27 protein-coding genes are annotated in these 22,974 nt (G+C 70.1%); 10 read left to right on the top strand and 17 right to left on the bottom strand.

The genetic code is table 11. The annotated features are described in order from the left end of the window. Window positions 1-60: 60 nt before the first annotated feature. From D7193_RS02895 to msrB, 4 genes are all read right to left on the bottom strand, one after another. Window positions 61-594 (bottom strand): OsmC family protein, encoded by a 534-nt coding sequence (locus D7193_RS02895; RefSeq protein WP_241562799.1) that lies wholly within the window; start codon window positions 592-594, stop codon window positions 61-63. 293 nt (window positions 595-887) lie between these two features. Continuing rightward, the gene (locus tag D7193_RS02890; RefSeq protein WP_120777809.1) at window positions 888-1,544 is read right to left on the bottom strand and encodes a TetR/AcrR family transcriptional regulator; all 657 of its coding nucleotides are present in this window, start codon (window positions 1,542-1,544) and stop codon (window positions 888-890) included. Between the two features lie 275 nt (window positions 1,545-1,819). Further along, entirely contained in the window at window positions 1,820-2,326 is a 507-nt protein-coding gene (gene msrA / locus D7193_RS02885) for a peptide-methionine (S)-S-oxide reductase MsrA (protein ID WP_120777808.1), read from the bottom strand. Between the two features lie 9 nt (window positions 2,327-2,335). Then, entirely contained in the window at window positions 2,336-2,815 is a 480-nt protein-coding gene (gene msrB, locus D7193_RS02880) for a peptide-methionine (R)-S-oxide reductase MsrB (RefSeq protein ID WP_120777807.1), read from the bottom strand. A 470-nt stretch (window positions 2,816-3,285) separates the two neighbouring features. Here msrB and D7193_RS02875 point away from each other — a divergent pair, with 470 nt between their 5' ends. After that, window positions 3,286-4,203 (top strand): NADP-dependent oxidoreductase, encoded by a 918-nt coding sequence (locus tag D7193_RS02875; RefSeq protein ID WP_120777806.1) that lies wholly within the window; start codon window positions 3,286-3,288, stop codon window positions 4,201-4,203. 107 nt (window positions 4,204-4,310) lie between these two features. Here D7193_RS02875 and D7193_RS02870 read toward each other — a convergent pair whose 3' ends face one another. From D7193_RS02870 to D7193_RS02860, 3 genes are all read right to left on the bottom strand, one after another. Further along, window positions 4,311-4,721: a GNAT family N-acetyltransferase gene (locus tag D7193_RS02870; protein WP_120777805.1), complete on the bottom strand. Its 411-nt coding sequence runs from the start codon at window positions 4,719-4,721 to the stop codon at window positions 4,311-4,313. A 44-nt stretch (window positions 4,722-4,765) separates the two neighbouring features. Then, a complete protein-coding gene (locus D7193_RS02865) occupies window positions 4,766-5,056 on the bottom strand; it encodes a DUF6510 family protein (protein WP_120777804.1) in 291 nt (96 codons plus the stop codon). Between the two features lie 103 nt (window positions 5,057-5,159). Next, entirely contained in the window at window positions 5,160-5,756 is a 597-nt protein-coding gene (locus D7193_RS02860; RefSeq protein WP_120777803.1) for a sulfite oxidase-like oxidoreductase, read from the bottom strand. A gap of 331 nt (window positions 5,757-6,087) precedes the next feature. Here D7193_RS02860 and D7193_RS02855 point away from each other — a divergent pair, with 331 nt between their 5' ends. From D7193_RS02855 to D7193_RS02835, 5 genes are all read left to right on the top strand, one after another. Further along, entirely contained in the window at window positions 6,088-6,417 is a 330-nt protein-coding gene (locus tag D7193_RS02855; RefSeq protein WP_241562798.1) for a hypothetical protein, read from the top strand. Window positions 6,418-6,637: 220 nt separating this feature from the next. Then, window positions 6,638-7,609 carry an aldo/keto reductase gene (locus D7193_RS02850; protein ID WP_120777802.1) on the top strand — a complete coding sequence of 324 codons (972 nt, stop codon included), beginning with the start codon at window positions 6,638-6,640 and terminating at the stop codon, window positions 7,607-7,609. Window positions 7,610-7,679: 70 nt separating this feature from the next. Further along, window positions 7,680-8,039: a hypothetical protein gene (locus D7193_RS02845; protein ID WP_120779210.1), complete on the top strand. Its 360-nt coding sequence runs from the start codon at window positions 7,680-7,682 to the stop codon at window positions 8,037-8,039. 113 nt (window positions 8,040-8,152) lie between these two features. Further along, a complete protein-coding gene (locus tag D7193_RS02840) occupies window positions 8,153-9,388 on the top strand; it encodes a low temperature requirement protein A (RefSeq protein WP_120777801.1) in 1,236 nt (411 codons plus the stop codon). 90 nt (window positions 9,389-9,478) lie between these two features. Then, on the top strand, window positions 9,479-10,012 hold the full coding sequence (locus tag D7193_RS02835) for a GNAT family N-acetyltransferase (protein ID WP_120777800.1): 534 nt from the start codon (window positions 9,479-9,481) through the stop codon (window positions 10,010-10,012). Between the two features lie 79 nt (window positions 10,013-10,091). Here the strand turns inward: D7193_RS02835 and D7193_RS02830 are convergent, their stop codons facing one another. Beyond that, window positions 10,092-10,562, bottom strand: coding sequence for a VOC family protein (locus tag D7193_RS02830; RefSeq protein ID WP_120779209.1), 471 nt, complete (start codon window positions 10,560-10,562; stop codon window positions 10,092-10,094). 128 nt (window positions 10,563-10,690) lie between these two features. On the opposite strand from D7193_RS02830, the gene D7193_RS02825 reads away from it, so the two are divergent. Further along, window positions 10,691-11,671: a helix-turn-helix transcriptional regulator gene (locus D7193_RS02825; protein ID WP_120777799.1), complete on the top strand. Its 981-nt coding sequence runs from the start codon at window positions 10,691-10,693 to the stop codon at window positions 11,669-11,671. Window positions 11,672-11,760: 89 nt separating this feature from the next. On the opposite strand, the gene D7193_RS02820 is transcribed toward D7193_RS02825, so the two are convergent. Both D7193_RS02820 and D7193_RS02815 read right to left on the bottom strand, forming a co-directional pair. After that, window positions 11,761-12,576 carry an alpha/beta fold hydrolase gene (locus D7193_RS02820; protein WP_120779208.1) on the bottom strand — a complete coding sequence of 272 codons (816 nt, stop codon included), beginning with the start codon at window positions 12,574-12,576 and terminating at the stop codon, window positions 11,761-11,763. 163 nt (window positions 12,577-12,739) lie between these two features. Beyond that, entirely contained in the window at window positions 12,740-13,402 is a 663-nt protein-coding gene (locus D7193_RS02815) for a DUF4097 family beta strand repeat-containing protein (RefSeq protein WP_120777798.1), read from the bottom strand. Window positions 13,403-13,638: 236 nt separating this feature from the next. On the opposite strand from D7193_RS02815, the gene D7193_RS34795 reads away from it, so the two are divergent. Next, window positions 13,639-14,382 carry a helix-turn-helix domain-containing protein gene (locus D7193_RS34795; RefSeq protein ID WP_120777797.1) on the top strand — a complete coding sequence of 248 codons (744 nt, stop codon included), beginning with the start codon at window positions 13,639-13,641 and terminating at the stop codon, window positions 14,380-14,382. A gap of 71 nt (window positions 14,383-14,453) precedes the next feature. On the opposite strand, the gene D7193_RS02805 is transcribed toward D7193_RS34795, so the two are convergent. Beyond that, window positions 14,454-14,768 (bottom strand): TraR/DksA family transcriptional regulator, encoded by a 315-nt coding sequence (locus tag D7193_RS02805; RefSeq protein ID WP_120777796.1) that lies wholly within the window; start codon window positions 14,766-14,768, stop codon window positions 14,454-14,456. A 25-nt stretch (window positions 14,769-14,793) separates the two neighbouring features. Next, complete coding sequence (locus tag D7193_RS02800) at window positions 14,794-15,612, bottom strand: rod shape-determining protein (protein ID WP_120777795.1); 819 nt, start codon at window positions 15,610-15,612, stop codon at window positions 14,794-14,796. Between the two features lie 517 nt (window positions 15,613-16,129). Here D7193_RS02800 and D7193_RS02795 point away from each other — a divergent pair. Next, the gene (locus D7193_RS02795) at window positions 16,130-16,354 is read left to right on the top strand and encodes a hypothetical protein (RefSeq protein WP_120777794.1); all 225 of its coding nucleotides are present in this window, start codon (window positions 16,130-16,132) and stop codon (window positions 16,352-16,354) included. Window positions 16,355-16,407: 53 nt separating this feature from the next. Further along, window positions 16,408-16,638, top strand: a complete 231-nt coding sequence (locus D7193_RS02790; RefSeq protein ID WP_120777793.1) for a cation:proton antiporter regulatory subunit — start codon at window positions 16,408-16,410, stop codon at window positions 16,636-16,638. Here the strand turns inward: D7193_RS02790 and D7193_RS02785 are convergent, their stop codons facing one another. The 5 genes from D7193_RS02785 to D7193_RS02765 form a co-directional block, all read right to left on the bottom strand. Next, window positions 16,639-17,865 carry a PucR family transcriptional regulator gene (locus D7193_RS02785; RefSeq protein ID WP_120779207.1) on the bottom strand — a complete coding sequence of 409 codons (1,227 nt, stop codon included), beginning with the start codon at window positions 17,863-17,865 and terminating at the stop codon, window positions 16,639-16,641. A 161-nt stretch (window positions 17,866-18,026) separates the two neighbouring features. Then, window positions 18,027-18,755 (bottom strand): hypothetical protein, encoded by a 729-nt coding sequence (locus tag D7193_RS02780; RefSeq protein ID WP_120777792.1) that lies wholly within the window; start codon window positions 18,753-18,755, stop codon window positions 18,027-18,029. Between the two features lie 54 nt (window positions 18,756-18,809). Further along, window positions 18,810-19,256, bottom strand: a complete 447-nt coding sequence (locus D7193_RS02775) for an acyl-CoA thioesterase (RefSeq protein ID WP_377456425.1) — start codon at window positions 19,254-19,256, stop codon at window positions 18,810-18,812. A 216-nt stretch (window positions 19,257-19,472) separates the two neighbouring features. Next, the gene (locus D7193_RS02770; RefSeq protein WP_241562891.1) at window positions 19,473-20,450 is read right to left on the bottom strand and encodes a ribonucleotide-diphosphate reductase subunit beta; all 978 of its coding nucleotides are present in this window, start codon (window positions 20,448-20,450) and stop codon (window positions 19,473-19,475) included. Between the two features lie 68 nt (window positions 20,451-20,518). Beyond that, window positions 20,519-22,909, bottom strand: coding sequence for a ribonucleoside-diphosphate reductase subunit alpha (locus D7193_RS02765; RefSeq protein ID WP_120777790.1), 2,391 nt, complete (start codon window positions 22,907-22,909; stop codon window positions 20,519-20,521). Window positions 22,910-22,974: the final 65 nt, after the last annotated feature.

Here is a 22,974-nt window from a genome sequence, read left to right as displayed (position 1 = left end):
GCCAGCATGGACAGCCGCTTGCTGCTCGGCCCTGGTCGCCGAGCAGCAAGCGGCCTGATGTCAGCGCGGCCCGACGAACTCGGTCCTCACGCTCCACGCGAACTGGATCAGCAGGGTCACCGGAGACCTCTCGGCGATGTCATGCATCACCTTCAAGTCGTCGGGGTCAGGGTCTTCGCTCAGCGTGATCGTGCGCTGCAGGTAGCGCTCCGCGCCCTCCTGCTGGGGTTCGTGGTAGTTGATCTCGACGGTGATGTCACCGGCGGTGTCGTACTTGTAGTCGACGTACTGCCGCAGCGTCTGAGCGGTGCACGATGCGAGCGCCATCAACAGGTACTCCGTCGGCGTCGGGCCTTCGCCGGGTGCGCCGTTGTGCGGTTCGTCGGCGACGAACGTGAAGCCGCGGGTGGTCATGTCCGTGCGCCGGCGCTCATTGGCCGGGAGGACAACCCGGGCGGATGCGACGACACGATCCTGATTGGTTTCCATCAGCCGCGCCTTCCTGTAGATCCTGGTCGGGACGGTCCAGGTATGCGGATCCAGCAGCAGCCGAGTCGCAGTCTGAGCGAGGCTGTGGCCGGGCGTATCACCCATGACCGAGTGCCTCCGCAGGCTAGCCTTCGCGGACTGGATAGTCCAAACGATCGCTCGTTGCCAGAGCTGCTCGGACCTGGTGAACCCCTGCCTCGGGGTGCCTAAACTGCACGGAGGCGCAGTTAGGATCAAGGCGTGCTCGGTCGAGCCCGATTCAAAACTGGACTCAGTGGTCCGTTAAGGCCGACACGTGCCGTCCTTCGTGCGCCAACAGTCGCGGTACGAGGCGATCCTGCGACGCGAGCGACGACTCGATGAGAGCTTCCTCACCGCGGTGAAGGCGACCGGCGCAATTATCGGGTCGGCTCGCCGGGTTGCTCCGAGAGGAACGATTTGATGTGTTCCAGCGCCATGTCGAGAGCAACTTCCATGGGTGCGACGTCGTGGGCGGCGTTTGCCAGTAGGTAGCCGCCTTGCAAGGCTGCCATCAACCCCGTGGCCAACTTCTCCGGGTCCGCGTCCTGACGCAGCACACCGCTGTCCCGCATCCGGTGCAGGCCATCACTGATCAGCTTTTCCCACGCCGCAAACGTCTCCGACAGCATCGATCGAGCCTGCTCGTCCTGATCGGACAGCTCGAGAGCCATCGACCCGAGACCGCACCCGTATTTGCCGTTGTTCAGCGAATTGGCCTGGACCAGCGCGTTACGCCACCGGACCAGCCCCGAGAACGATTTCAGCCGTTCGAGCCCTGCGCGCTCGCGCTGAATCACCAGCGCGCCTCGATACCTGACCACTGCGCGCACGAGATCCTGCTTGTCGGCGAAGTGGTGGTAGAGCTGCGACTTGCTCGTCTGGCTTGCCTCGCGGACGTCGTCAAGGGTCGTCGCGTTCACTCCGCGCACGAACATCAGGCGGTTCGCCGCCTCGAGGATCCGCTCTCGCGTCGCGATACCCCGTTGACTGATCCGCCGCTGATTCGTCGGCGCAGCCACCTGCTCGTCGCTCATCAGTCAAGTGTATCTAGCACACCAGATATTTCAGGGAGAATAGGACCGCTGAGTCCATTCAACACCCTGTCGCATTTCGCGTGATGCTGAGAGGCAAAGCGTGCTCTGCCTGCTTCGCCGAACGGTGCCACGTCCGCGAGATCACCGACAGGGTGACCCTTTTATTGGACCATCTAGTCCTTGAGAAGAGGGGACCCATCCGGTCGGTCCTCGTCGGGGTCCCCGCCCCGGCCCCGGGCCGGCGCGCGGACCCCGAGGCCCGCGCGCCGGGTGTTTCAGGCCGTCGCCCGCTTCGGAAGCTTCCATCCGGGGCGGGGGAAGTGGCAGGTGTATCCGTCGGGGTACGTCTGCAGGTAGTTCTGGTGCTCGGGCTCGGCCTCCCAGAAGTCGCCTGCCGGGGTGACCTCGGTGACGACCTTGCCGGGCCACAGGCCCGAGGCGTCGACGTCGGCGATCGTGTCCTCGGCGATCCGCTTCTGCTCGTCGCTGGTGTAGAAGATCGCCGAGCGGTAGCTGGTGCCGATGTCGTTACCCTGACGGTTCTTCGTCGAGGGGTCGTGGATCTGGAAGAAGAACTCGAGCAGCGCGCGGAAGTCGGTCTTCTCGGTGTCGTAGATGACCTCGATGGACTCCGCGTGGGTGCCGTGGTTGCGGTAGGTGGCGTTCGGGACGTCGCCGCCGCTGTAGCCGACGCGCGTGGACACGACGCCGGGCTGGCGGCGGAACAACTCCTCCATGCCCCAGAAGCAGCCGCCGGCGAGGATCGCCTTTCCGGTAGTCACGTCGTCTCCCTACTTGTCGTCGGTGTCACTGTTGGTGTCACTCGTGAACAGGGTGCGGTATTCGCCGTACCCTGCGCTCTCCAGGTCGTCGAGGTGGATGAACCGCAACGACGCGGAGTTGATGCAGTAGCGCAGTCCACCCTTGTCCAGGGGGCCGTCGTCGAAGACGTGGCCGAGATGGCTGTCCCCGTGCAGGGAGCGGGCCTCAATCCGGATCATCCCGTGGCTGGAGTCTTCGCGCTCGACGACGTTCGCCTTGGCGATCGGCTTCGTGAAGCTCGGCCAGCCGGACCTGCTGTCGTACTTGTCGACCGATGCGAACAGCGGCTCGCCAGACACGACGTCGACGTAGATGCCGGGCTCGTGGTTGTCCCAGTAGGCGTTGGCGAACGGTCGCTCGGTGCCGTCCTGCTGGGTCACGCGGTACTGCTCCGGGTTGAGCCGCGAAACGGCTTCCGGGCTCTTGTGGTACTGGGCCTGCTGTGGCACAGCTCTCCCTCCCGGCCTTTCGGCCGATGCCGCGTGTCGAGGTGAAGGGCACCTGGACACGCAGATACAGACATCCGGCGGCCCGGTTGTATTCCCGCAGCCTTTCGGTTTGATGGACTGCAAAGTCCAGGGCGATCGCCGGATGGACGTCCGGTTTTAGCGGCTTATCTGGGCTGAATCGCCGCAAAAGTAGCAACGTGTTGGACCCGGGATTGGACTTGACAGACCACTTTCAGCGTGGCTAGCTTCGAGGCGTCCGACTGGGGTGCCGCTGCTGGCGACAAGCTGTCCGACGTGCCCGCCCGCGCCGAGTTCCACGGACGTCCCGCCACTCCCGGCCACATCTTCGCGTCCTGCCGCCACCGATCAGCGTGGTGAAGACGCCGAGGCCTGACGCCGCTAATGCTGGGAAACGGAAATTTTGCTCCTCGTGATCGTGCAGACGAGGACTGGATGCAAGGAGGTGCCTGATGAAGGCGATCGTGGTGACGGACCAGGCTGCGGGAACGGCCGGGATGACACTGGTGGAGCGGCCTGAGCCGGAACCGGCGATCAACGACGTCATCGTTCAGGTTCATGCGTCGGGATTCGTCCCGACCGAGATGGAGTGGCCCTCGACCTGGACCGATCGCCTCGGGCGTGACCGGACGCCGTCGATTCCGGGCCACGAGCTGGCCGGAGTGGTCAGCGCTCTCGGGTACGGCACGACGGGACTCTCGGTGGGGCAGCGGGTGTTCGGCCTCACGGACTGGACCCGCGACGGCACCCTGGCGGAGCGTGTGGCCGTCGAGGCGCGCAACCTCGCGCCGCTGCCCGGCGACGTCGACTTCACGGTGGGCGCGAGCCTGCCGATCTCGGGCCTCACCGCCTGGCAGGGACTTTTCGACCACGGCCGCCTCAAGGCGGGGCAGAGCGTCCTCGTCCACGGCGCAGCCGGCGCAGTCGGTGCGATGGTGACGCAGCTCGCACATGAGTTCGGCGCCTACGTCATCGGCACCGGGCGCGCCGCCGACCGTCAGAAGGCACTCGACTTCGGCGCGCAGGAGTTCGTCGACCTCGGGAACGACGTCCTCGAAGACGTCGGCGGAGTCGATCTGGTCTTCGACGTCATCGGCGGCGACATCGGGAAGCGGTCCGCAGGCATGGTTCGACCCGGAGGAACGCTGGTGTCCGTCGTCGGGCCGCCCGAGGCGCGACCCGCGGACGGCCTGGCGATCGATTTCGTCGTGGAGGCCGATCGTGCCCAACTGGGTGAGATCGTCCGGCGGGTGCGGGACGGACGACTGCGGACGAACATCGGCACGGTCGCGACCCTCGACGACGCCGTCGCCGCTCTCAATCCGACCGAGCGGGCCACCGGGAAGACGATCATCAGCGTACGTCCGTAAGGACCCGGGGGCGGCGAAGACGAGCTGCAACGTGGCTGCGGACGCGCCAGTGCGCGTCCGCAGCCCGCGTCATCGGTCGGCGTGCGTTGCGACGCGACGACGCGTGTTCAATGCGCACGCCCGGCTGTGTGCGACCGAGGGGATGCCGGGTCCAGAACGTCGGCATATTCCGGATGAGCATCGACGAATGCAGTCGCGAACGGACACGTGACGGTGGCGGTCTTTCCTTGCCTGCGCAGCTCGTCGAGGACGCCGCCGATGAGCCTGGCGGCTACTCCCTTCCCCCGGAAATCAGGGAGCACGGATGTCGCCATCAGGACGACCCGGCTCCCGACCTCGCTGTAGACGAGCCCAGCGGCTGTCCGGCCCCCGATCGCGGCCTCGTAGATGCCGAGCGCGCTGTTGTTGGTGATGACGAGATCGTCCACGTCCGGTGTGGGAGCCCCCGACGGGTTCGCGCCGGTCGAATCCTGCTCGGCACTGGTCAACGTGATCATGTCCTCGGCGTTGCCCGCCATGTTGTCTCCTTGGGTTTCGCCCTGATTGATCGGATTCTTGGCGTTCAGGCAACCGGCACTGGAAGGCTGAGGACGAGCGAGCCCCGCAGGTCGACCAGGACCCGGCCGGCCATGCGTACCACGCGCATGACGACCTCCCCGCAGCCGGGGCAGCGGGCGACAAGGCCGGGCGCTCGGTCGAACACGCGCATCGCGGCCAGCGGACGGGTCGTCCGGCAGCCGGCGCAGGTGAGCTCGGCAACGGTGAGGTCGGTCCCCATGATCTCGCCGAGCGGTCCGGCGAGGGCGTTACCGTCCACCCAGAGTGCGTCGTCTGCTCCGATGTTGGTCGACATGATCATCCTCCGAGGGGTTGGGTCGCACCGTCGACGTCGAGGACCAGGGCCCGCGCCGTCGCGCTCTCCGCCCGGGTCGCGGCGACGGTCGCCGGCTGCCAGGTCAATCTGCCCGGTACCGCTGCTCGCGCCACGGGTCCCCGTAGTTGTGGTAGCCGGCCGTCTCCCAGAACCCGGGCTCGTCGTCGAGACGCAGTTCCAGAGCGCGCAGCCATTTCGCGCTCTTCCAGAAGTACAGGTGAGGAACGAGGAGGCGGGCTGGCCCGCCGTGCACCGGAACCAGTGGCTCGCCGTCGAACTCGTACGCCACCCAGGCCCGGCCGTCGAGAAGGTCCTCGAGCGGGAGGTTCGTGCTGTAGCCGCCGTAGGAGTGGGCGACGACGTACTCGGCCGCGGTCTCGACGTCCGCCAGCAAGGTGTCAAGGGAAACGCCTCGCCAGCGCGTGCCGAACTTCGACCAGTGCGTGACGCAGTGGATGTCAACGGTCGGCTCGTCGGCAGGAAGGGCGGTGAACTCCGCCCATGACCACGTACTCCGCTCGCCGGTCTCGGTGATGACGGCGAGCTCCCACTCGTCGAGCCCGATCCGCGGTGTCGGTCCCGCCGACAGCACCGGGAAGTCGTCGGTGCGGTACTGGCCCGGCGGCAGGTTGGCGTCGTCGCGTCTGCGGCCGCCGAAGCCGGGTGTGATCAGTGCCATGCGCCCCTCCCCACTCTGCGTGTTGAGATTCTCGGCGGTGGGGACGTGGCCGCCCGCAATCCGGCGAAAGCTAACTGGACCTATTCGTCCAAGCCTGGCCGGCCTGGGGCCGGTCGGCAAGCCTCGCCGGCCACCGGTGGTTGAGAGTAACAGCAGGATCCCGGCGGGCGGGTGGTGCGTGCTTCTGCAGGGGGATGCCTCCTCCGCGTGCATACATGGACGATAGAGTCCAGGGAGTGCGACTCGCGATCGTTCCGAGTTGCCGTTCGACATGTGCAGCCGCGCGAGATGGCGGCGGCCCAGCATCTTGCCCCGACCTCAGGAGAGCCCGATGGATCCTGCCCCCTCCGCCGGAGACGTTGCCGACGGTCAGCCGATCGATGCGGTGGACATGGTCGCCGCCCTGACCGCGGCGCAGCTTGTGTTTCAGGACGGTGCAACACAATCATTCACGGCGGATGGGCGAACGACCTACGTCGACAGGGGTGCGCCGTCAGTGGGGGAGTGGTCCGTCACGGGCGACGGGACCTTCGCGTCATTCTGGCCGCCGACGTACCGAGCGACGTACACGGTTCGGTGGATCGTCGAGGACGGAGCCCGGGTGGGAGTCAGCTTCACGGATGCCCGGAGCGGAATCCGCTACGACGGCCGGTACCGGTGACGGGACGGGAGATGGCGGTGATCAAGAGGTTCGCGTCAGATCGGAGATCGAACCTGACACAAACCTCTTGATCAACTCAACGCTGTCGCCGCAAGGAGCGGCCGTGGTCGTACGACGGCGTCGGCCGGCGCCGAACCGCGAAAACGGGGATCGGGTGGCCGCCGGTCGGCGGGGTACTGTGCGCTGGGGCGGAACCCTTCCGGCCCACGACGGAGGCATCGTGCAGTACGTGCGGCTGGGGTCGACGGGTATGGAGGTCTCCCGGGTCTGCCTGGGGACGATGAGCTACGGCGATCCGGCGCGGGGTAATCACGCCTGGTCCCTGCCCGAGGATCAGGCCCGTCCGTTCATCCGGCAGGCCCTCGACGCGGGAATCAACTTCTTCGACACCGCGAACGTCTACTCCGACGGCAGCAGCGAGGAGATCGTCGGACGCGCGCTGAAGGACTTCGCCAGCCGCGACGACGTCGTCATCGCCACCAAGGTGCACGGCCGGATGCGTCCCGGTCCGAACGGCGCCGGCCTGTCCCGCAAGGCGATCAACGCCGAGATCGACAACAGCCTGCGCCGGCTCGGCACGGATCATGTCGACCTCTACCAGATCCACCGCTTCGACCCCGCGACGCCGATCGAGGAGACCCTCGAAGCCCTGCACGATCTCGTCAAGTCGGGCAAGGTGCGCTACATCGGCGCGTCCTCGATGCACGCGTGGCAGTTCGCGAAGGCGCTCTACCTCGCCGACCTGAACGGCTGGACCAGGTTCGTCTCGATGCAGAACCACTACAACCTGCTCTACCGCGAGGAGGAGCGGGAGATGCTGCCGCTCTGCGCGGACCAGGGCATCGCCACGATTCCGTGGAGTCCCCTCGCTCGCGGCAAACTGACCCGGGACTGGGGCGCGAGCACCACCCGCACGGAGTCGGACGAGTTCGGTCGCACGCTCTACAGCGGGTACGAGGAGACCGACCGGACGATCGTGGAGACCGTCGCGACGATCGCCGCGAACCGGGGTGTGTCCCGCGCGCAGATCGCGCTGGCCTGGGTGGCCGGCCGGGTCACCGCACCGATCGTCGGCGCGACCAAACCGCACCACCTCGACGATGCCGTCGCCGCGCTCGACATCGAGCTGACCGACGAGGAGGTCGAGGCGCTCGAAGCGCCCTACCGGCCACGTCCGGTGGCGGGCTTCTAGGTCTCGCGTCGACCTCGGCACCGGCAAATCCCTTCTGGTGTGCGATGGTGCGGGACTACACTCCGTGACCGTGATCCCCGAGACCTGGATCGAACACCGACGTGTCGAGGACAACGAACTTCTCGGCTACCTCCGTCCCGTCGACGAGACAGGAAGCTGGTACATCCCAGTTACCGTCTTCGGGTACGCGCTCGGGGATCCCACCGACGAGCACGACGCTCGGCAGACTCTTGAATCGGTTGGGCTGAGCTATCTCGCCGACCAGTGGTGGCTCACTCTTGACGGACGTGCCGAACCGATTTCGGTGCAGATCGTCGAGGCAAGTCCTGACCGGCTGCTGGTCAAGAACGTGGACTTCGGGTACGAGGCCGACATAGGGACGCTCTTTGCGCTCGGCGTACCCGAGGATGGTCGACTCCGGCGTCGCTGAAGTCGGCTGCCACGGATCTCAGGCGACCGACGACGTCCGTCCATTGCCGGTCCTGGAGCAACGTCTCTGGCGGTCGGCTCGTTGGTGCGGCGAGGGGCGGACGGAGGCGGACGATGGCGGCGGGACGCGGTGCCGGACTGCTACGCCCTCCCAGGAGTTCCGGCCGCGCCACATTCCTGGAGCTCTTCTTCGACCTGGCCTTCGTCGTGGCCCTCACCCGGGTCTCGCAACGATTCGCCGGTCTGAGTGACGACACCGGCTGGGCCCTCGTCACAGGGTTCGGTCGTACCCTGCTGCTCTTTCTGGCGCTCTGGCTGATCTGGTCGCACACCGCCTGGATCACCAGCCGCTACGAACCAGAGCGGCCGATCATCCAGGCCGTCGTCGTCGGCACCATGTTCGCCGGCCTGGTGATGGCGGTGACGCTGCCGCGTGCCGTGGAGGAGCGGGCGCTGCCGTTCACGGCCGCGTACCTGCTGGTGATGGTGGTGCGGCCGTTGGTGGTCGCCGCCGCGCTGCGTGGCCATCCGCGACGGCTGGTGCCCTTCCGGCTTGCCGCCTGGTCTGCGGCGAGCGCGCCGCTGTGGCTGGCGGGCGCGTTGGGTCCGGACCATCTTCGCCTGCCGCTGTGGGTCGCCGCCCTCGCTGTCGACTACCTCGCCTGGGCCCTGGGCTGGCCGCTGCCCTGGCTCGGGGCTTCAGCGGTGGGCCGCTGGCGGATCGCGGGGACGCATCTTGCCGACCGTTACCAGCAGATCGTTCTCGTCGCACTCGGTGAGTCGATTCTGGTCATCGGCGTGGTCTTCAGCGGCACGAACTATTCCGCGCAGCGGGCAGCCGCCTTCGCGTTCGCGTTCGCCACGAGCGCGCTGCTCTGGCGGATCTACTTCCACCGCGCCGGTCTGCTGCTGGCCGAGGCGTTCGGCCGGGCGGGTATGCCCGGCCGGCTGGGCGCGGCGTCGGAACGGACGCATCTGCTGATCGTGTTCAGCGTGCTCGTCACCGCGGTCGGCTACGAGCTGGTGATCGATGATCCGTTCGGGCCGCCGCGGCCAGGTTGGCTTCTGTTCGTGGTCGGCGGTCCGGTGCTCTTCCTCGCCGGCCGGATGCGGCTGGAGTACGAGATCTTCGGCAGGGCTCCCCGATCCCAGATGATCGGCTTGGCGGCCCTGCTGCTGCTCACGCCGGCGATGGTCCACGGGACGCCGATGGTCGGGCTGAGCGTGGTTACCGGCGTGCTGGCCCTGGTCGCGCTGCTCGACGCACTGCGAAACCGGGGACGGCCGCTGGAGATTTCCGCCCCGCCGGTCGGGCGGGAGGCGCCCGGCGAGACCGACTCCGAGGCGTGACGCCGGGACGCGAGGAACCGACCCCCCGGTACGTCGGCCCCTCTCGGCGCTCGCTCTGGCTCCCTGACAGGCCGCCTCTAAGGTGAGGGTGTGGATTCCCCGCTCATCCGTCCGGCACGACAGTCGGAACTCAATGACCTGGCCCTGCTCGAGATCCAGGCTGGCGAGCTCTTCCACTCGGTTGGCATGTCGGAGGTGGCGGACCATGTCCCCGATCGGCAGGCCCTGAGTCGTAGTCAGCAACAAGGGCTGATCTGGGTTGCCGAGGAAGACGGGAAGATCGCCGGCTACATCGTGGCAAGGGTGCTGGACGGTAATGCCCACATAGAGCAGGTGTCGGTAGCTCCCACTCACGCTCGGCGGGGCATCGGCCGACGGCTCATAGCGCAGCTTGAGACATGGGGCAGGAGCAACGATCGGCCAGCCACGACCCTGACGACATTTCGCGACGTGCCCTGGAACGGCCCCTACTACCGGACACTCGGGTACCGAGAGCTAGCCGGCGCGGAGATCGGACGCGAGCTGGCGGCTGCGATGCAACACGAAGCGTCGCTGCCCGGAATAGATGCGTCCCGTCGCTGCGCGATGATCAAGTGCAACGGCAGGCCGCCGGACCTCGCATGAAGCCCGGTCCGGCCGGCCTGCCGAGGGTTTCACACCGGGAAGGTCCGGTTCGACCCGACGGCCATCTCGTCGGCAGGGGTCAGGCGGCGGCGTACTCGGTGGCGACGTCCAGGATCCAGGTGACGCCGAACCGGTCGGTCAGCATCCCGAACGCCGGAGCCCACTGCGCCGGGCCGTAGTTCTCGACGATGGTGGCGCCCTCGGCGAGCCTGTCCCACAGCACCCCGACCTCCTCGGCCGTCTCGCCGCGGACGGACATGAAGAACGGCTGGCCCGTCAGCGTCATGCCGTCCTCCCGGTGGGTGGCGGCCGCCGTGGCGGTGGTGAAAGACCCGGCGTGGCTGGGCACGTCGTACGCCATGACCCGGAAGCCGTTGTCGGCCGCGACCTGGCCCCAGACGACCCTGTCGGCGTCGGGCAGTTCCTTCGGCATGCCGAAGTCGCCGTACGTGATGACCACGAGGTGGCCGCCGAACACCGACTGGTAGAACTCCAGCGCCTCGCGGGCGTTGCCGCCGAAGTTGAGGTGCGCGGTGGTGGTGATGCTCATCATGGCTCCTGTGTCGGGATGTTTCCGGCCAGGGGCGTGGCCGGACCGCCGTAGCTCACCGGCGTAGGCCCAAGATTCACAGAGGTAGGTGCCAGGATGTGTCACCTACCTCGGACAGAATGAGATTCATGCCGAAGACGTCCGCCCGGTTGCTGGTCCTGCTGTCGTTGCTGCAGACCCGCCGCGACTGGTCCGGCACGGCGCTGGCCGAGCGCCTCGACGTCAGCCTGCGCACCGTGCGCCGCGACGTCGACCGCCTGCGCGAGCTCGGCTATCCCATCGCCGCCGTCAAGGGTCCCGACGGCGGCTACCGGCTCGGCGCCGGCACCGACCTGCCCCCGCTGCTGTTCGACGACGAGCAGGCCGTCGCGCTGACCATCGCCCTGCAGGTCGCGGCCACCACCCCGGGCAACGGATTCGCCGAACCCGCCGCGCGAGCCCTCAACACCGTCCGGCAGGTCCTGCCCGCCCGGCTCCGGAACCGCGTCGACGCCCTGCGGATCACCGCCGTCGAACGGCCCATTACCCCGCCGCGTACGCCGGTCGACGGCGACGTGCTGCTCGCCATCAGCGGCGCCGTCCGTGCCCACGAGACACTGCGTTTCGACTACGGCACCGAGGCCACCGACAAGCCCCCGCGACGGGCCGAGCCACACTCCGTCATCACCTGGGACGGGCGCTGGTACCTCGTCGCGTTCGACCTCGACCGCGACGACTGGCGCACCTTCCGCGCCGAGCGGATCATCCTGCGCACCCCCAACGGCCCTCGTTTCACCCCCCGGCCGCTGCCCGGGGGCGATGTGACCACCTTCGTCACCAGCCGGTTCCGCGGATCCGCCGGACCCTCCGGGAACTGGCCCTGCCGAGGAACCGTGATCCTCGACCTGCCCGCCGCCACCGTCGCCCTCTACACCCGCGACGGCATCGTCGAGGAACTCGGCCCCGACCGCTGCACGCTCACCCTCGGGTCCTGGTCCTGGCCCAGCCTCGCCGCCACGATCGGCCGCTTCGACGCCGACATCGAGGTCGTCGGCCCACCCGAGCTCACCCGAGCCTTCGCGCACCTGGCCCGCCGGTTCACGAAGGCCGCAGCCAGGCCCCCGGCGTAGGTCGCCGGCGGCGAACTCCCACATCCGGGCGGCTTCGTCTCCACAGGGGAAGGCGAAGCCACCCGTCCGCGATCACCACCGGTGGCGTGTCACCGCCCCTCCCGGTCGAGGCCGGCGACCTCGCGTACGGCGTGAGCGATGGCGCGGAAGTCCTTGCGCAGGATGGCGCCGTGGTTGCTGGTGACCTTCGCCCCGATCTGGATGTTCGGGTTGCGGGCGCACACCGCGTCGAGGCTGGTGCGGATCCGCTCCTGCTCGTCGCCGCGGCTTCCGAAGGAGGTTCCCGAGGCGACCACGTACCGCACGGGAACGGTGATGGCGTCCAGCACGGGGGCCAGCTCACGCTCGCGGGAGATTCTGCCGACCTCGATGTTGCTCTCGGCCTGCTGCGCGGCGCTCATTCGTGGGGCCAGACCCGTGGGACGCAGCAGCGGCAGGAACAGGCCCAGCCGCCGGAACAGCTTCCGGATCCGCTGCTCCATGGCCTCGTCCAGCCAGTCGTACGGGAACGCGCCGTCGACCAGGACCGCGCCCATGGCCCGCTGCGGATTCCGGCTGGCCCAGTGCGCCCCGACGAACGCCCCGTAGGACCAACCCACCACCACCGCCCGGTCCACGCCCCTGGCCGCGAGGACGGCGTCGACGTCCCGGACGGCCGCCGCGAAGGAATAGTCGGCCGAGCGCTTCGATCTGCCGCGGGCCCGCTCGTCGTAGGTGATGTGCCGCCACTGCGTCCCCAGCTCGGCGAGGACCCGCCGCCAGTACCCCTGCGTGGCGAACTGGCCGTTGAGGTAGACGACGGGGACACCGGGACCGCCGGTGTCGGTGACGGCCAGGGCGGTGTCGTCCACCGGAACCATGCCGGTCCACGTCGACGTGGTCGAGGAGGTGCTGTTCTTCGTCATGTTCTCCACCTGGATTCGTAGTGGTCTCGTACTCGTACGGCTTCTCCCGGCCCTGCGGCGTGGCGTGGGCCTCCCGGGACGGCCGGCCGGGCCGTCGACGGCGATCGACACTCGGTCGCTCGCGCTGGCCCGGCCGGCTGGTCCCTGGTCCTGGTTCTGGCGTTCAGAGGCTGCGGGCGGTGATGTCGCCGTGGAGGGTGGTGGCGCGGATGTCCAGTCCGGAGGTGCCGTCGTTCTTGAGGGCGTTGCTGATCCGGCCGTAGCCGGTCTCGGCGTCCAGCGCGGCCGAGACGCCGGCCGCAGCGGCGACCGAGATGTCGCCGGACTGGGTGCGGAGCACGACCGTGCCGCCTGCGGCCTCGGCGATCCGGATGTCGCCCCGCGCGGTGCTGATCTCGGCGGGACCGTTGAGCCGGCCCACCTCGACGTCGCCGTCGATCGCCGTGAGGCGGACGTCCGCCGCCTCGTCGATCTTGATCTGGCGGTACGCGCCTTCGACGGTGACATCGCCGAGACGCCCGACGCCGCGGAACTCGGCGGCGGCGGCCGTGGCCTCGACCCGGGAACCGGCGGGCAGCTGGACGGTGACCTCCAGGGATCCGGAGGAGCCGACGAGCTTGCCGGGAGCCGGGGCCGTGACCCGCAGGATCCCGTCGGCGTAGGACACGGTGGTCTGCTCGGCGGTCCTGGTGTCGCGGCTCTTGGCGGGGTCGGCGGGCCGGACCTCGACGGTGGTGTCGGCGCGGTCCGCGGCGATGAACTGGATGCGCCCGGCGGGGACGGCCAGGACGGCGGAGATCGGGGCGGGGGTGTCGAACGTCTGCATCGTGCTCTCCCGTGCTCGGTCGTTGTTTCCGATGCCAGAAACGCTACGTTGCTTTCCAAATGACGGCAACAAGGATGTTGCATAAGGGAGGCGTTCCCCCAGGTCACAGTGTCATAAGTGTTGCAACGGGCGCGGCTTCAATGCAACGCCGACCGCTCTGCTCATTGCAATGGGTGCGAGGTGAACGCTATAGTCGGCAGGTCAGTACCGCCGTGAGGATCACCAGGGAGATCGCGATGCCGGGAGGCAGGCTCACGCAGCAGGAACGCCAGCAGATCGCGCTGGGGCTGGCCGACAGCCTCCCCTACGCCGAGATCGCCCGGCGCCTCGACCGCCCGACCTCGACGATCACCCGCGAGGTGATGCGCAACGGTGGTCCCAACGCCTACCGGGCCGACCTGGCCCACCGGGCCACCGAACGCCGTGCCCACCGGCGCAGACCCGTCTCCGCCCGAGGGGCGGAGACCGTCCCGCAGCCGCACGGACGCGACGCCGAGGCCGTCGCCGAGTACGAGGAGTCGTTCACCACGGTCCTCATGGCCTCCGGCCTGAACAAGATGTCGGCCCGCGTGCTGACCTGCCTGTTCACCACCGACGCGGGCAGCCTCACCGCGTCCCAGCTCGCCCAGCGCCTCCAGGTCAGCCCGGCGTCCATCTCCAAGGCGATCGCCTTCCTGGAGAGCCAGAGCCTCGTCCGCCGGGAACGCGACGAGGGCCGCCGCGACCGCTACGTCGTCGACGACGAACTCTTCTACCAGGCCACGATCGCCAGCGCCCGTGCCAACGACCAGCTCGTCGAGACCGCACGCCGGGGAGTCGCCATCCTCGGCTCCCACACCCCCGCGGCCGCCCGCCTGGAGAACATCGCCCGCTTCCTCGACTTCATCAGCGAGAGCATCACCCGCGCCGCCGAGCAGGCCCGCGACGTCCTCCACACCAGACCGGACGCACCGGGGAGCGGCACCCCACAGCGCGGCTAGGGTGCGCGCCGGCCCCCGGCGCCGTGGGGAGCCCGGCGATCCCGCCTACGCTGACCGAGCGTCCGATCAGATCAGCGACGGTGCTGGCACGGCACGCAGTACCGGGCCGACGGCAGGATCTCCAGGCGGTCCGGGGGGATGTCGTGGCCGCAGCCCTCGCAGACGCCGTAGCTGCCCTCGGACATCCGCCGCAACGCCTGGGCGGTGTCGGCGATGCCCTGCCGGGCAACCTCGATGAGCCGGTGCAGGGTGTCGGGGTCATGGCCGCCGTGGCCGCGCTGGCGCGAGCGCAGCGTCAGCTCCGTGAGCTGGTCGGTGTGCTCCCGGAACTGGCGTTCCAGCAGCTCGCGCAGGACCTCGGTGCGGTCGTTGAGGGTGTGCGTCATGGGGTGGCTCCCTCCGGGAAGAAGGTCACGTTCCGTCGCTCGCCGGGTGCCGGGTCGCCGCGACGGCGGCCAGGCCGGCGCCGGTCAACGCCGCGGTGCGCGGTGACGCGGCGCGGTGCACTGTCGCGCCCAGGGCGGCGACCAGCCGGGCGGTCAGGTCGGGCCGGGTCGCACCGTCGCCGACGACGATCACGCCCCGGGCCAGGGCCGCGCGGACCAGTGGCCGCAACACCGGCTCCGCCCGCAGATCGCGGATCAGGCCGGCGGTGGTGTCGGCGAGCATGCCGGCGGTCACCGCGTGGTTCAGGTCGCGCGTGCCGATCTCGGCGCGCCGCGCGGCGACGACCCGCCCGTCCTCCAGCACGGCCACCTCGGTGAGCCCGGCGCCGATGTCGGCGAGCAGCAGGGTGCCCGCGGCGGCGCCGGCGCCGATGGCGCCCGCGCGCACGCTGTCGACGAAGAGCAGCCGGGACGGCGCGAGCACGGCGCTCAGCACGCGGCGTGTCGCCTCCTGGTCGGCCGGGGTGGCGAGCACCGGACGGCAGGCCACCACGAGCGCCCCGACCGGCACCGGGGTGCGGTGGTCGCGCAGCAGCCGCCGCAGCTCGGCGGCGCAGGCCGGACCGTCGACCACCCGCCCGCGCCGCACGACCGGTGTCCGCAGGCCCTGGCCGACCGGGACGCTCAGCACCCCGCCGGGCCCCAGCCAGATTCGCAGGTGGGCGCTGCCGAGGTCCACGGCGATCGGCTCGGGGTCGACGGCCGCCGCCGGCGGAGCGGTGTGCGACCGGCCGACCAGCATGGTGCCGGCCGAGGGGCGGAGGGAAATGACCTTGCCGGGCATACCGACCTCTTTCAGGGTGGGACGGACGGCCGTCCGGTGGGACGGTGCGGGAAGCGCTGGGCGGGCGGCCGTGGTGGGAACCGCCGCGCCGCGGGCCTCGACGGCGTCGCCGAGACCGGGCTCAGAGGCGCCGGTTGCCGGCGGTGGGGGAGACGCGGCCGGTCCGAGAGGTCGGGCCGCCGCCCGCCGGACCTCGGAGCGGGGTCGAATCCGGCCGGGACAGCGGCGGACAACCGGCGAACACGGGTGGCGACGCCACCGCCATGCGGCTCGTCATCACCGCCTCCTCGCTGCTCGGACACCCCGTCGGACCTCCAGCGTGGCCCGAAAACCCCGGACTGACATTGCCCGGGGCCGGCCAATTCCGGCCCGCCCGATTGCCGGCCGCCGGAGACCCCGATCGCCCAACGTCCGGCTGTCGTCACGCACGGTGGCGGGCCCGGGGGTGGGGTAGGTGTCGTACGCCGCCCGTGCGGCGGGCCCCGGTCGGCGTCCACGGGGCAGCTATGGTTGCCGCATGCGGAACCACCAGCATCTCGCCGGCGTCGAGCGGCCGCTCGCGCTGTCGATGCTGGCCGTGCTGGCGGTTGTCATCGCGGCGGTTCGTGCTGGTTGCGCGCTGGGCATGTGCATCGTCTTCCGGCTGAGCCGCGCCGTCGCGGCCTGCGTTCCCGCCTGGTCAGCCGACCGGGCGCCGCCGGAGGTCGCGGCACCCGCTCGACCGTCCACCGCCTTGCCCTGACGCCGACCCCGCTCCTGGCCGGCTCCGGGCAGCCGTCGCTCATGGAGCCTGCCATGCACATCGAACGCACGACGTTGCCCGGCATCGGGGTACGTCACACCTTCACCACGAGACAGGGCCGCCGGATCGGCATCGTCGAGTACCAGATGGGCGACCGCCGGGACGTCGTCCACGACGACCCCGACGATCCGGACGGCATGGTCACCCTCACCCTCACCCGGTCCGAGGCGACAGCGCTGGCCACCCTCCTCGGCTTCCCGGAACTGGTCGCCGTCCAGGCCTGATCACGCCGTGAGGGGTCGGCGCGGCCAGTCCAGTGCCCGCGCGCCGAGCACGGCGGCGTGCAGGGTGAACCGGTCCCGCGGGTCCGCCGGGTCGTAGCCGCTCAGCGCCCGGATCCGGTCCAGCCGGTAGGTGACGGTGCGCACCGACACGTGCAGGCGGCGGGCCGCCTCCGTGGCGACCTCACCGCACGCGAAGTACTCGTTCAGGGTGTCCAGCAACGGCTCGGCACCGCCCCGGGCCTGGCTCAGCGGTGTCAGCACCGCCTGCACGAGGTCCACCATGGCCGGCTGGTCCCGCAGCAGGACGCGGTAGATGAGCAGGTCGTGGGCGTCGATCACCGCGCTGTCGCGGTGCAGCCGCCGCGCCGTCGTCAGCGCCTCACGGGCCTCCTCGTACGAGCGGGCGATGCCGTACAGGCCCGGGTGCGGACGGCCCACCGCCACCTGCCACGACCGTCCCCGCGCGAGACGGTCCAACTCGGCGTGCATGAGCCGGCCCAGGTCCCCCGCCGCCCCGTCCCCGCCGCCCCGGGCGGGCACCACCGCGTCGGCCGGCGCGATCACCACGAGCAGCCCCTCCTTGGTGGACACCAGCACGTCCCGGTCACCCAACCGGTCGAAGATGACCCGCTCCAGCGCGCTGATCGCCGCGTCGGTGTCCGGCAGCCGCCGGCTCGGCGAGGCGAGCGCCACCTGGTGCACCCGCGCCAGGTCCAACCCGAACGGCTCGGCCCGCTCCACCAGCCCGGCGAGGTCCGAGTCGCCCCGCAGCAGGTCGTCGACGAGTTCCCGGCGCAGCGTCTCCTCCCGGCGGACCAGCTCCCGGCGGGCTGCCGCGTACCCCTCGGCAAGGGTGGCGACCGCGCTGTCGACGACGTGGAGTACGGCGTCCGCGGCGGCGCGTACCGTCTCGCTGTCGGTGGCCTGGCTCAGGTGCGGCAGCTGCCGCCAGAGCCGTCGTGCCGCGGACAGGTAGAGGCGGACGGCGCGCCCCGCCGACACGCCCTGCTCGGCGGCGCGCCGGCCGAGGGCCCCCACCGCGTCGAGTTCGCCCCGACGCGGCCGGCGGCCGGTCACCGCCGCGTCCGTCAGCAGCCGCAGATAGTCACCGAGCAACTCCACCGGCACGCCGCCGGCGTCGGCGCTGGCCTCGCGGGCGACCTCGGCCAGCCAGGCGTCACGGGAGCGGGTCCCGGCCGGGACCGCTCGGCGGCCGCCCTCGGTCATCGCGGTCTCCCCGTGCGGGGCCGGCACCGGACGCCGACCCGATTCGTCCAGCTTATGGCGTCAGGTACGGCGCCGACCGGCGGAGCTCCGCGGTCCGTGATCCGCCACAGCTCGACCCGCTCGCCGCCGGGCCGTCGGGTCCGGCGCGGGTCAGGGCGAGGTCAGCGGTGCTGGACCCACAGGTTCTCCTCGACGTACACGCCCCGGTCCCGTTCCCGGTCGACGCGCACGAGGTTGAGCGCGCCGGGGACCACGTACTCCCCGGTGACCGGGAATGCCATGTCCGCCCAGCGCTCCCACTCGGCGACGGTGCCCTCGATGACCATCGACCGGGGAGCCGGACCGAGCACCCGGGCGCCCAGGCGCTGGTGCGTACGGATCCACGGATCGATGTGAAGGCCGTCCGGCCGGGCCCAGCGGGCGTATTCGGCCATGGACACCGTCGGATAGCGGTGCTTCCACGTGGGCCGAAGCGGCGCGACCACCTGCCGGAGCCCGTCGTCGTGGGCGCGTCGGGTCAACTCCTCCAGGACGACCCCGGCCATGCCGCGCTTGTCGTGCGACGAGGCCACGGCGGCCGCCATGAAGCTGAGGCTCGTGGGCTCGACGCCCGCTTCCCGGCCGTCCACCGCGCGGATCAGCGCGTCGTCGTAGCCGGACGGCAGGTCGTCGAGGGTGCCGTCCCAGGCCAGCGGCACTGCCCATCCACCCGCGACGACGATTCCCTCGTCGAGGACCATGACGTCGTACCGCGGGAAGTACGTCTCGACCCGGCCCAGGTACCTGGCCGGCACGTCGTCGTGGAAGACGAACTCCGGCCAGCGTTCCCGGAACACGGCGGCCGCCGCGTCGTGCAGCTCGGGCCTTGCGGCACGAGTCACGATCTCCACGGCGGTAAGGTATCGGCCGCCCCGGACGGGTGCAACGCGAATGCCGGCGGGCGTTCAGCTCTCCCCGCCGTCGCCGAGCAGGGCGTGCCGCAGCGCCAGCCGGTGCTCGCGGCGGATCTCCGCCTCGCGGTAGCGGCGCCGGTCCTCGTCCGTGCGGGGCAGCAACGGCGGCACCGGACGCGGTTGGCCCGCGTCGTCCACGGCGACCATCACCAGGTGCGCGGTCGCCACGTCGACCGGCGGCACGGCCCGGTCCCAGCGGTCGGCGGTGACCCGGACGGCCACCTCCATCGAGCTGCGCCCGGCCCAGGTGATCCGGGCATCCACGTGGACGACGTCACCGACGCGCACCGCGCGTAGGAACGCCGTCTCGTCGATGGCGGCGGTGACCGCCGGCCCGTCGGAGTGCCGGGCGGCGACCACCCCGGCGACCGAGTCGATGAGGTTGAGGATCCGGCCGCCGTGGACCGTGCCCATCAGGTTCGTGTGGTGCTGGTCCATGATCTGCGACAGGGTCAGGTGGGACGCCGACGGCGGCCGGCCGGCGCGGGTGAGGGTGTCGTGCACAGTGGGGTCGTCCGTCCTCGGGGTGATCGTCACCGCGCTGAAGCGGCGGGCGGCGGGAGCGCCACGTGGCCGCGCTCCCGGGCGGCGGCGCGAGGGTCGCCGCCGTCCCGGGCGAGGGTGTCGCCCGGGACGGCGGCTCGACGCGGTCGGTCAGAAGTCGTCGTCGAAGCTGACCGAGCCGGTCACCCCGACCTGGTACGCCGACACCCGCCGCTCGAAGAAGTTCGACAGCTCCTGGACGTCCTGCAGCTCCATGAACGCGAACGGGTTGCGGCTGCCGTACATGGGCTCGATGCCGAGCACGGCCAGCCGCCGGTCGGCCACGTGCTGGAGGTACTCCCGCATGTCGGCCAGCGACATCCCGGAAACTCCCTGCTCCAGCAGGTCCTCGGCGAACTGGACCTCGCACTCCACGGCCTCGGCCAGCATCTCCCTGACCTGCCGCTCCATGTCGGCGTCGAACAGGTCCGGCTCCTCGGCGCGTACGGTCTCGACCACGTCGAACGCGAAGGCCATGTGCATGGACTCGTCGCGAAACACCCAGTTGGTGCCGGAGGCGAGGCCGTGCAGCACACCGCGGGAACGCAGGAAGTACACGTACGCGAAGGCGCCGTAGAAGAACAGCCCCTCGATGCAGGCGGCGAAGCAGATGAGGTTGAGCAGGAACGCCCGCCGGTCCTCGCGGGTCCGAAGCTCCCGCAGCTCGAAGATCGAGTCGATCCATCGGAAGCAGAACTCGGCCTTGCGGGCGATCGACGGGATGTTCTCGACCGCGGCGAACGCCTCGAACCGTTCCCTCTCGTCGGGCACGTACGTGTCGAGCAGGTTCAGGTAGAACTGGACGTGCACCGCCTCCTCGAAGAGCTGCCGGGAGAGGTAGAGCCGGCCCTCCGGGGAGTTGACGTGCTGGTAGAGGTTGAGCACCAGGTTGTTCGCCACGATGGTGTCGCCGGTGGCGAAGAACGCCACGAGCCGCGACACGAGGTGCCGCTCGGCCGGTGACAGGCGGGCCAGGTCGGGCAGGTCGGAGTGCAGGTCGACCTCCTCGACGGTCCAGGTGTTCTTGATGGCGTCCTTGAACCGGTCGAAGAAGTGCGGGTAGCGCATCGGCCGCAGCGTGAGGTCCATGCCGGGGTCGAGCAGCAGGTGCCGCCGCTCGCCCGTGTCGGCGCCGGTGCGGGCTTCGGGAATGGTGGTCACTGGCAGGCCTCGCAGCTTTCGGGGTTCTCCAGGGAGCAGGCCAGCGCCTCCGCGTCGCTCACCGCGACGACCGGCTTGAGCGCCGGGGCGACGGCGACGGTGGCCTGCTGGATGCGGGTCGCGGGACGCGAGCGCAGGTAGTAGGTGGTCTTCAGCCCGGACTTCCAGGCGTGGAGGTACATCGAGGAGAGCTTGCCGATGGTCGGCGCGCTCATGAACAGGTTCAGCGACTGCGACTGGTCGACGAACGGCGCGCGGGCGGCGGCCAGGTCGATCAGCGCCCGCTGCGGCAGCTCCCACGCCGTGCGGAACAGGTCCCGCACGTCCGCGGGCAGCTCGGCGATCCCCTGCACCGAACCCTCGGCGCGCTTGATCTGCTCCCGGACGGCGGGCGTCCACAGCCCGCGTGACTTCAGCTCCCGCACCAGGTACGTGTTGATCTGGAGGAACTCGCCGGACATCGTCTCGCGCTTGAACAGGTTGGACACCTGCGGCTCGATGCACTCGTAGCAGCCGGCGATCGAGGCGATCGTGGCGGTCGGCGCGATGGCGACCAGCAGCGAGTTCCGCAGGCCGTGCGCCGCGACCGTCGCGCGCAGCGCGGCCCACCGCTCGGTCTGGGCGGGTTCGACGCCCCACAGGTCCGGGTGCAGCTCACCCTTCGCGGCGCGGGTTTCGGCGTACGCGGGGTGCGGGCCGAACCGTTCCGCGAGCCCGGCCGACGTCTCCAGGGCGGTCAGGAAGATCTCCTCCTGCACCCGGGTCGACAGCTCCCGGGCCGGCGCGGAGTCGAACGGCAGGCGCAGGGTGAAGAACGCGTCCTGCAGGCCCATGAGCCCGAGCCCGACCGGCCGCCACCGCGGGTTCGACGCCGCCGCCTGCGCCGACGGGTAGTAGTTGATGTCGATCACGCGGTCCAGGAACACCACGGCGGTGCGTACCGTCGCCCGCAGCTTTTCCCAGTCGACGCCGTCGGCGGTGACGTGCGCGCCGAGGTTGATCGAGCCGAGGTTGCACACGGCGGTCTCGGTGTCGTCGTTGACCTCGAGGATCTCGGTGCACAGGTTCGACAGGTGGATCGTGTTGCCCGGCGCGCCGGTCTGGTTGGACAGCCGGTTCGAGGCGTCCTTGAACGTCATCCACCCGTTGCCGGTCTGCGCGAGCGTCCGCATCATGCGTCCGTACAGGTCCCGGGCCCGGACCGTGCGGACGGCCTTCTTCTCGGCCGCCCGGTACGCCTCGTCGAACGCCTCCCCGAACAGGTCGGGCAGTTCCGGGGCGTCCGACGGGTCGATCAGCGACCACTCCTCGTCCGCCTCGACCCGGCGCATGAACTCGTCCGGGATCCAGTTGGCCAGGTTCAGGTTGTGCGTACGCCGGGACTCCTCGCCGGTGTTGTCCCGCAGTTCCAGGAACTCCTCGACGTCCGGGTGCCAGGGCTCCAGGTAGACGCAGGCCGCGCCCTTGCGCCGGCCACCCTGGTTCACCGCCGCCACGCCGGCGTCGAGGGTCTTGAGGAACGGCACGATGCCGTTGGACCTGCCGTTCGTGCCGCGGATCAGCGCACCACGGCCGCGGACCCGCGACCAGGAGATGCCGATGCCGCCGGAGAACTTCGACAGCTTCGCCACCTGGTGGTACCGCTCGTAGATCGAGTCCAGCTCGTCCCGGGGCGAGTCGACGAGGAAACACGACGACATCTGGGTGTGCCGGGTCCCGGAGTTGAAGAGGGTAGGGGAACTCGGCAGGTAGGCCAGGCTGGACATCAGCCGGTAGAAGTCGATGGCCTCGCCCGGTGTCTGCGACAGGCCGCACGCGACCCGCAGCAGCCAGTACTGCGGCGTCTCCACCACGAGGCGGGTCTCCGGGTGCCGCAGCAGGTACCGGTCCGCGACGGTCCGCAGGCCGAAGTACTCGAACCGCAGGTCGCCGTCCGGGTCGACGGCGTCGTCGAGCTTGCGGGCGTTGCCGGCCACGAACGCCGCGGTCGCGTCCCCGATCAGGCCCAGCCCGTGGGCGTACGCGATCGACTGGCTGAAACTCGCCACGCCCTGCCCGCGGACCTCCTTGTCGACGAACGCGGCCAGCAGCCGCGCCGCCAGCTTCGAGTACTGCGGCTCCTCACCGATCAGCTCGGCCGCCGTCTGGATCGAGAGCTTGTCCAACTCGGCGGTGGTCGCACCGTCGTACAGCCCGCTGATCGTCTTCGTGGCGACCCGCAGCGGGTCGACCTCGTCCAGGTCGGCGACCCACCGCTCGACCGCCCTGACGATCTTGTTGACGTCCACCGGCTCGGTGTCGCCGCTACGCTTACGGACCTGCATCACATGCCGACGCTGCTCCGGCACCGCCTGACCGGCCGCAGCCTGTTCCCGCGTCGCCGTCATGTCCCCTCCTCACGCATGTCCACGAGGTCGCTGGACGCGCAGGAGGACGCCACCGGTCGCCGGAC

This window comes from Micromonospora costi, assembly GCF_003626655.1.
In the GTDB taxonomy this organism is placed as follows: Bacteria; Actinomycetota; Actinomycetes; order Mycobacteriales; family Micromonosporaceae; genus Micromonospora; species Micromonospora costi.
This window is presented reverse-complemented; position numbering and strand designations above follow the sequence as displayed.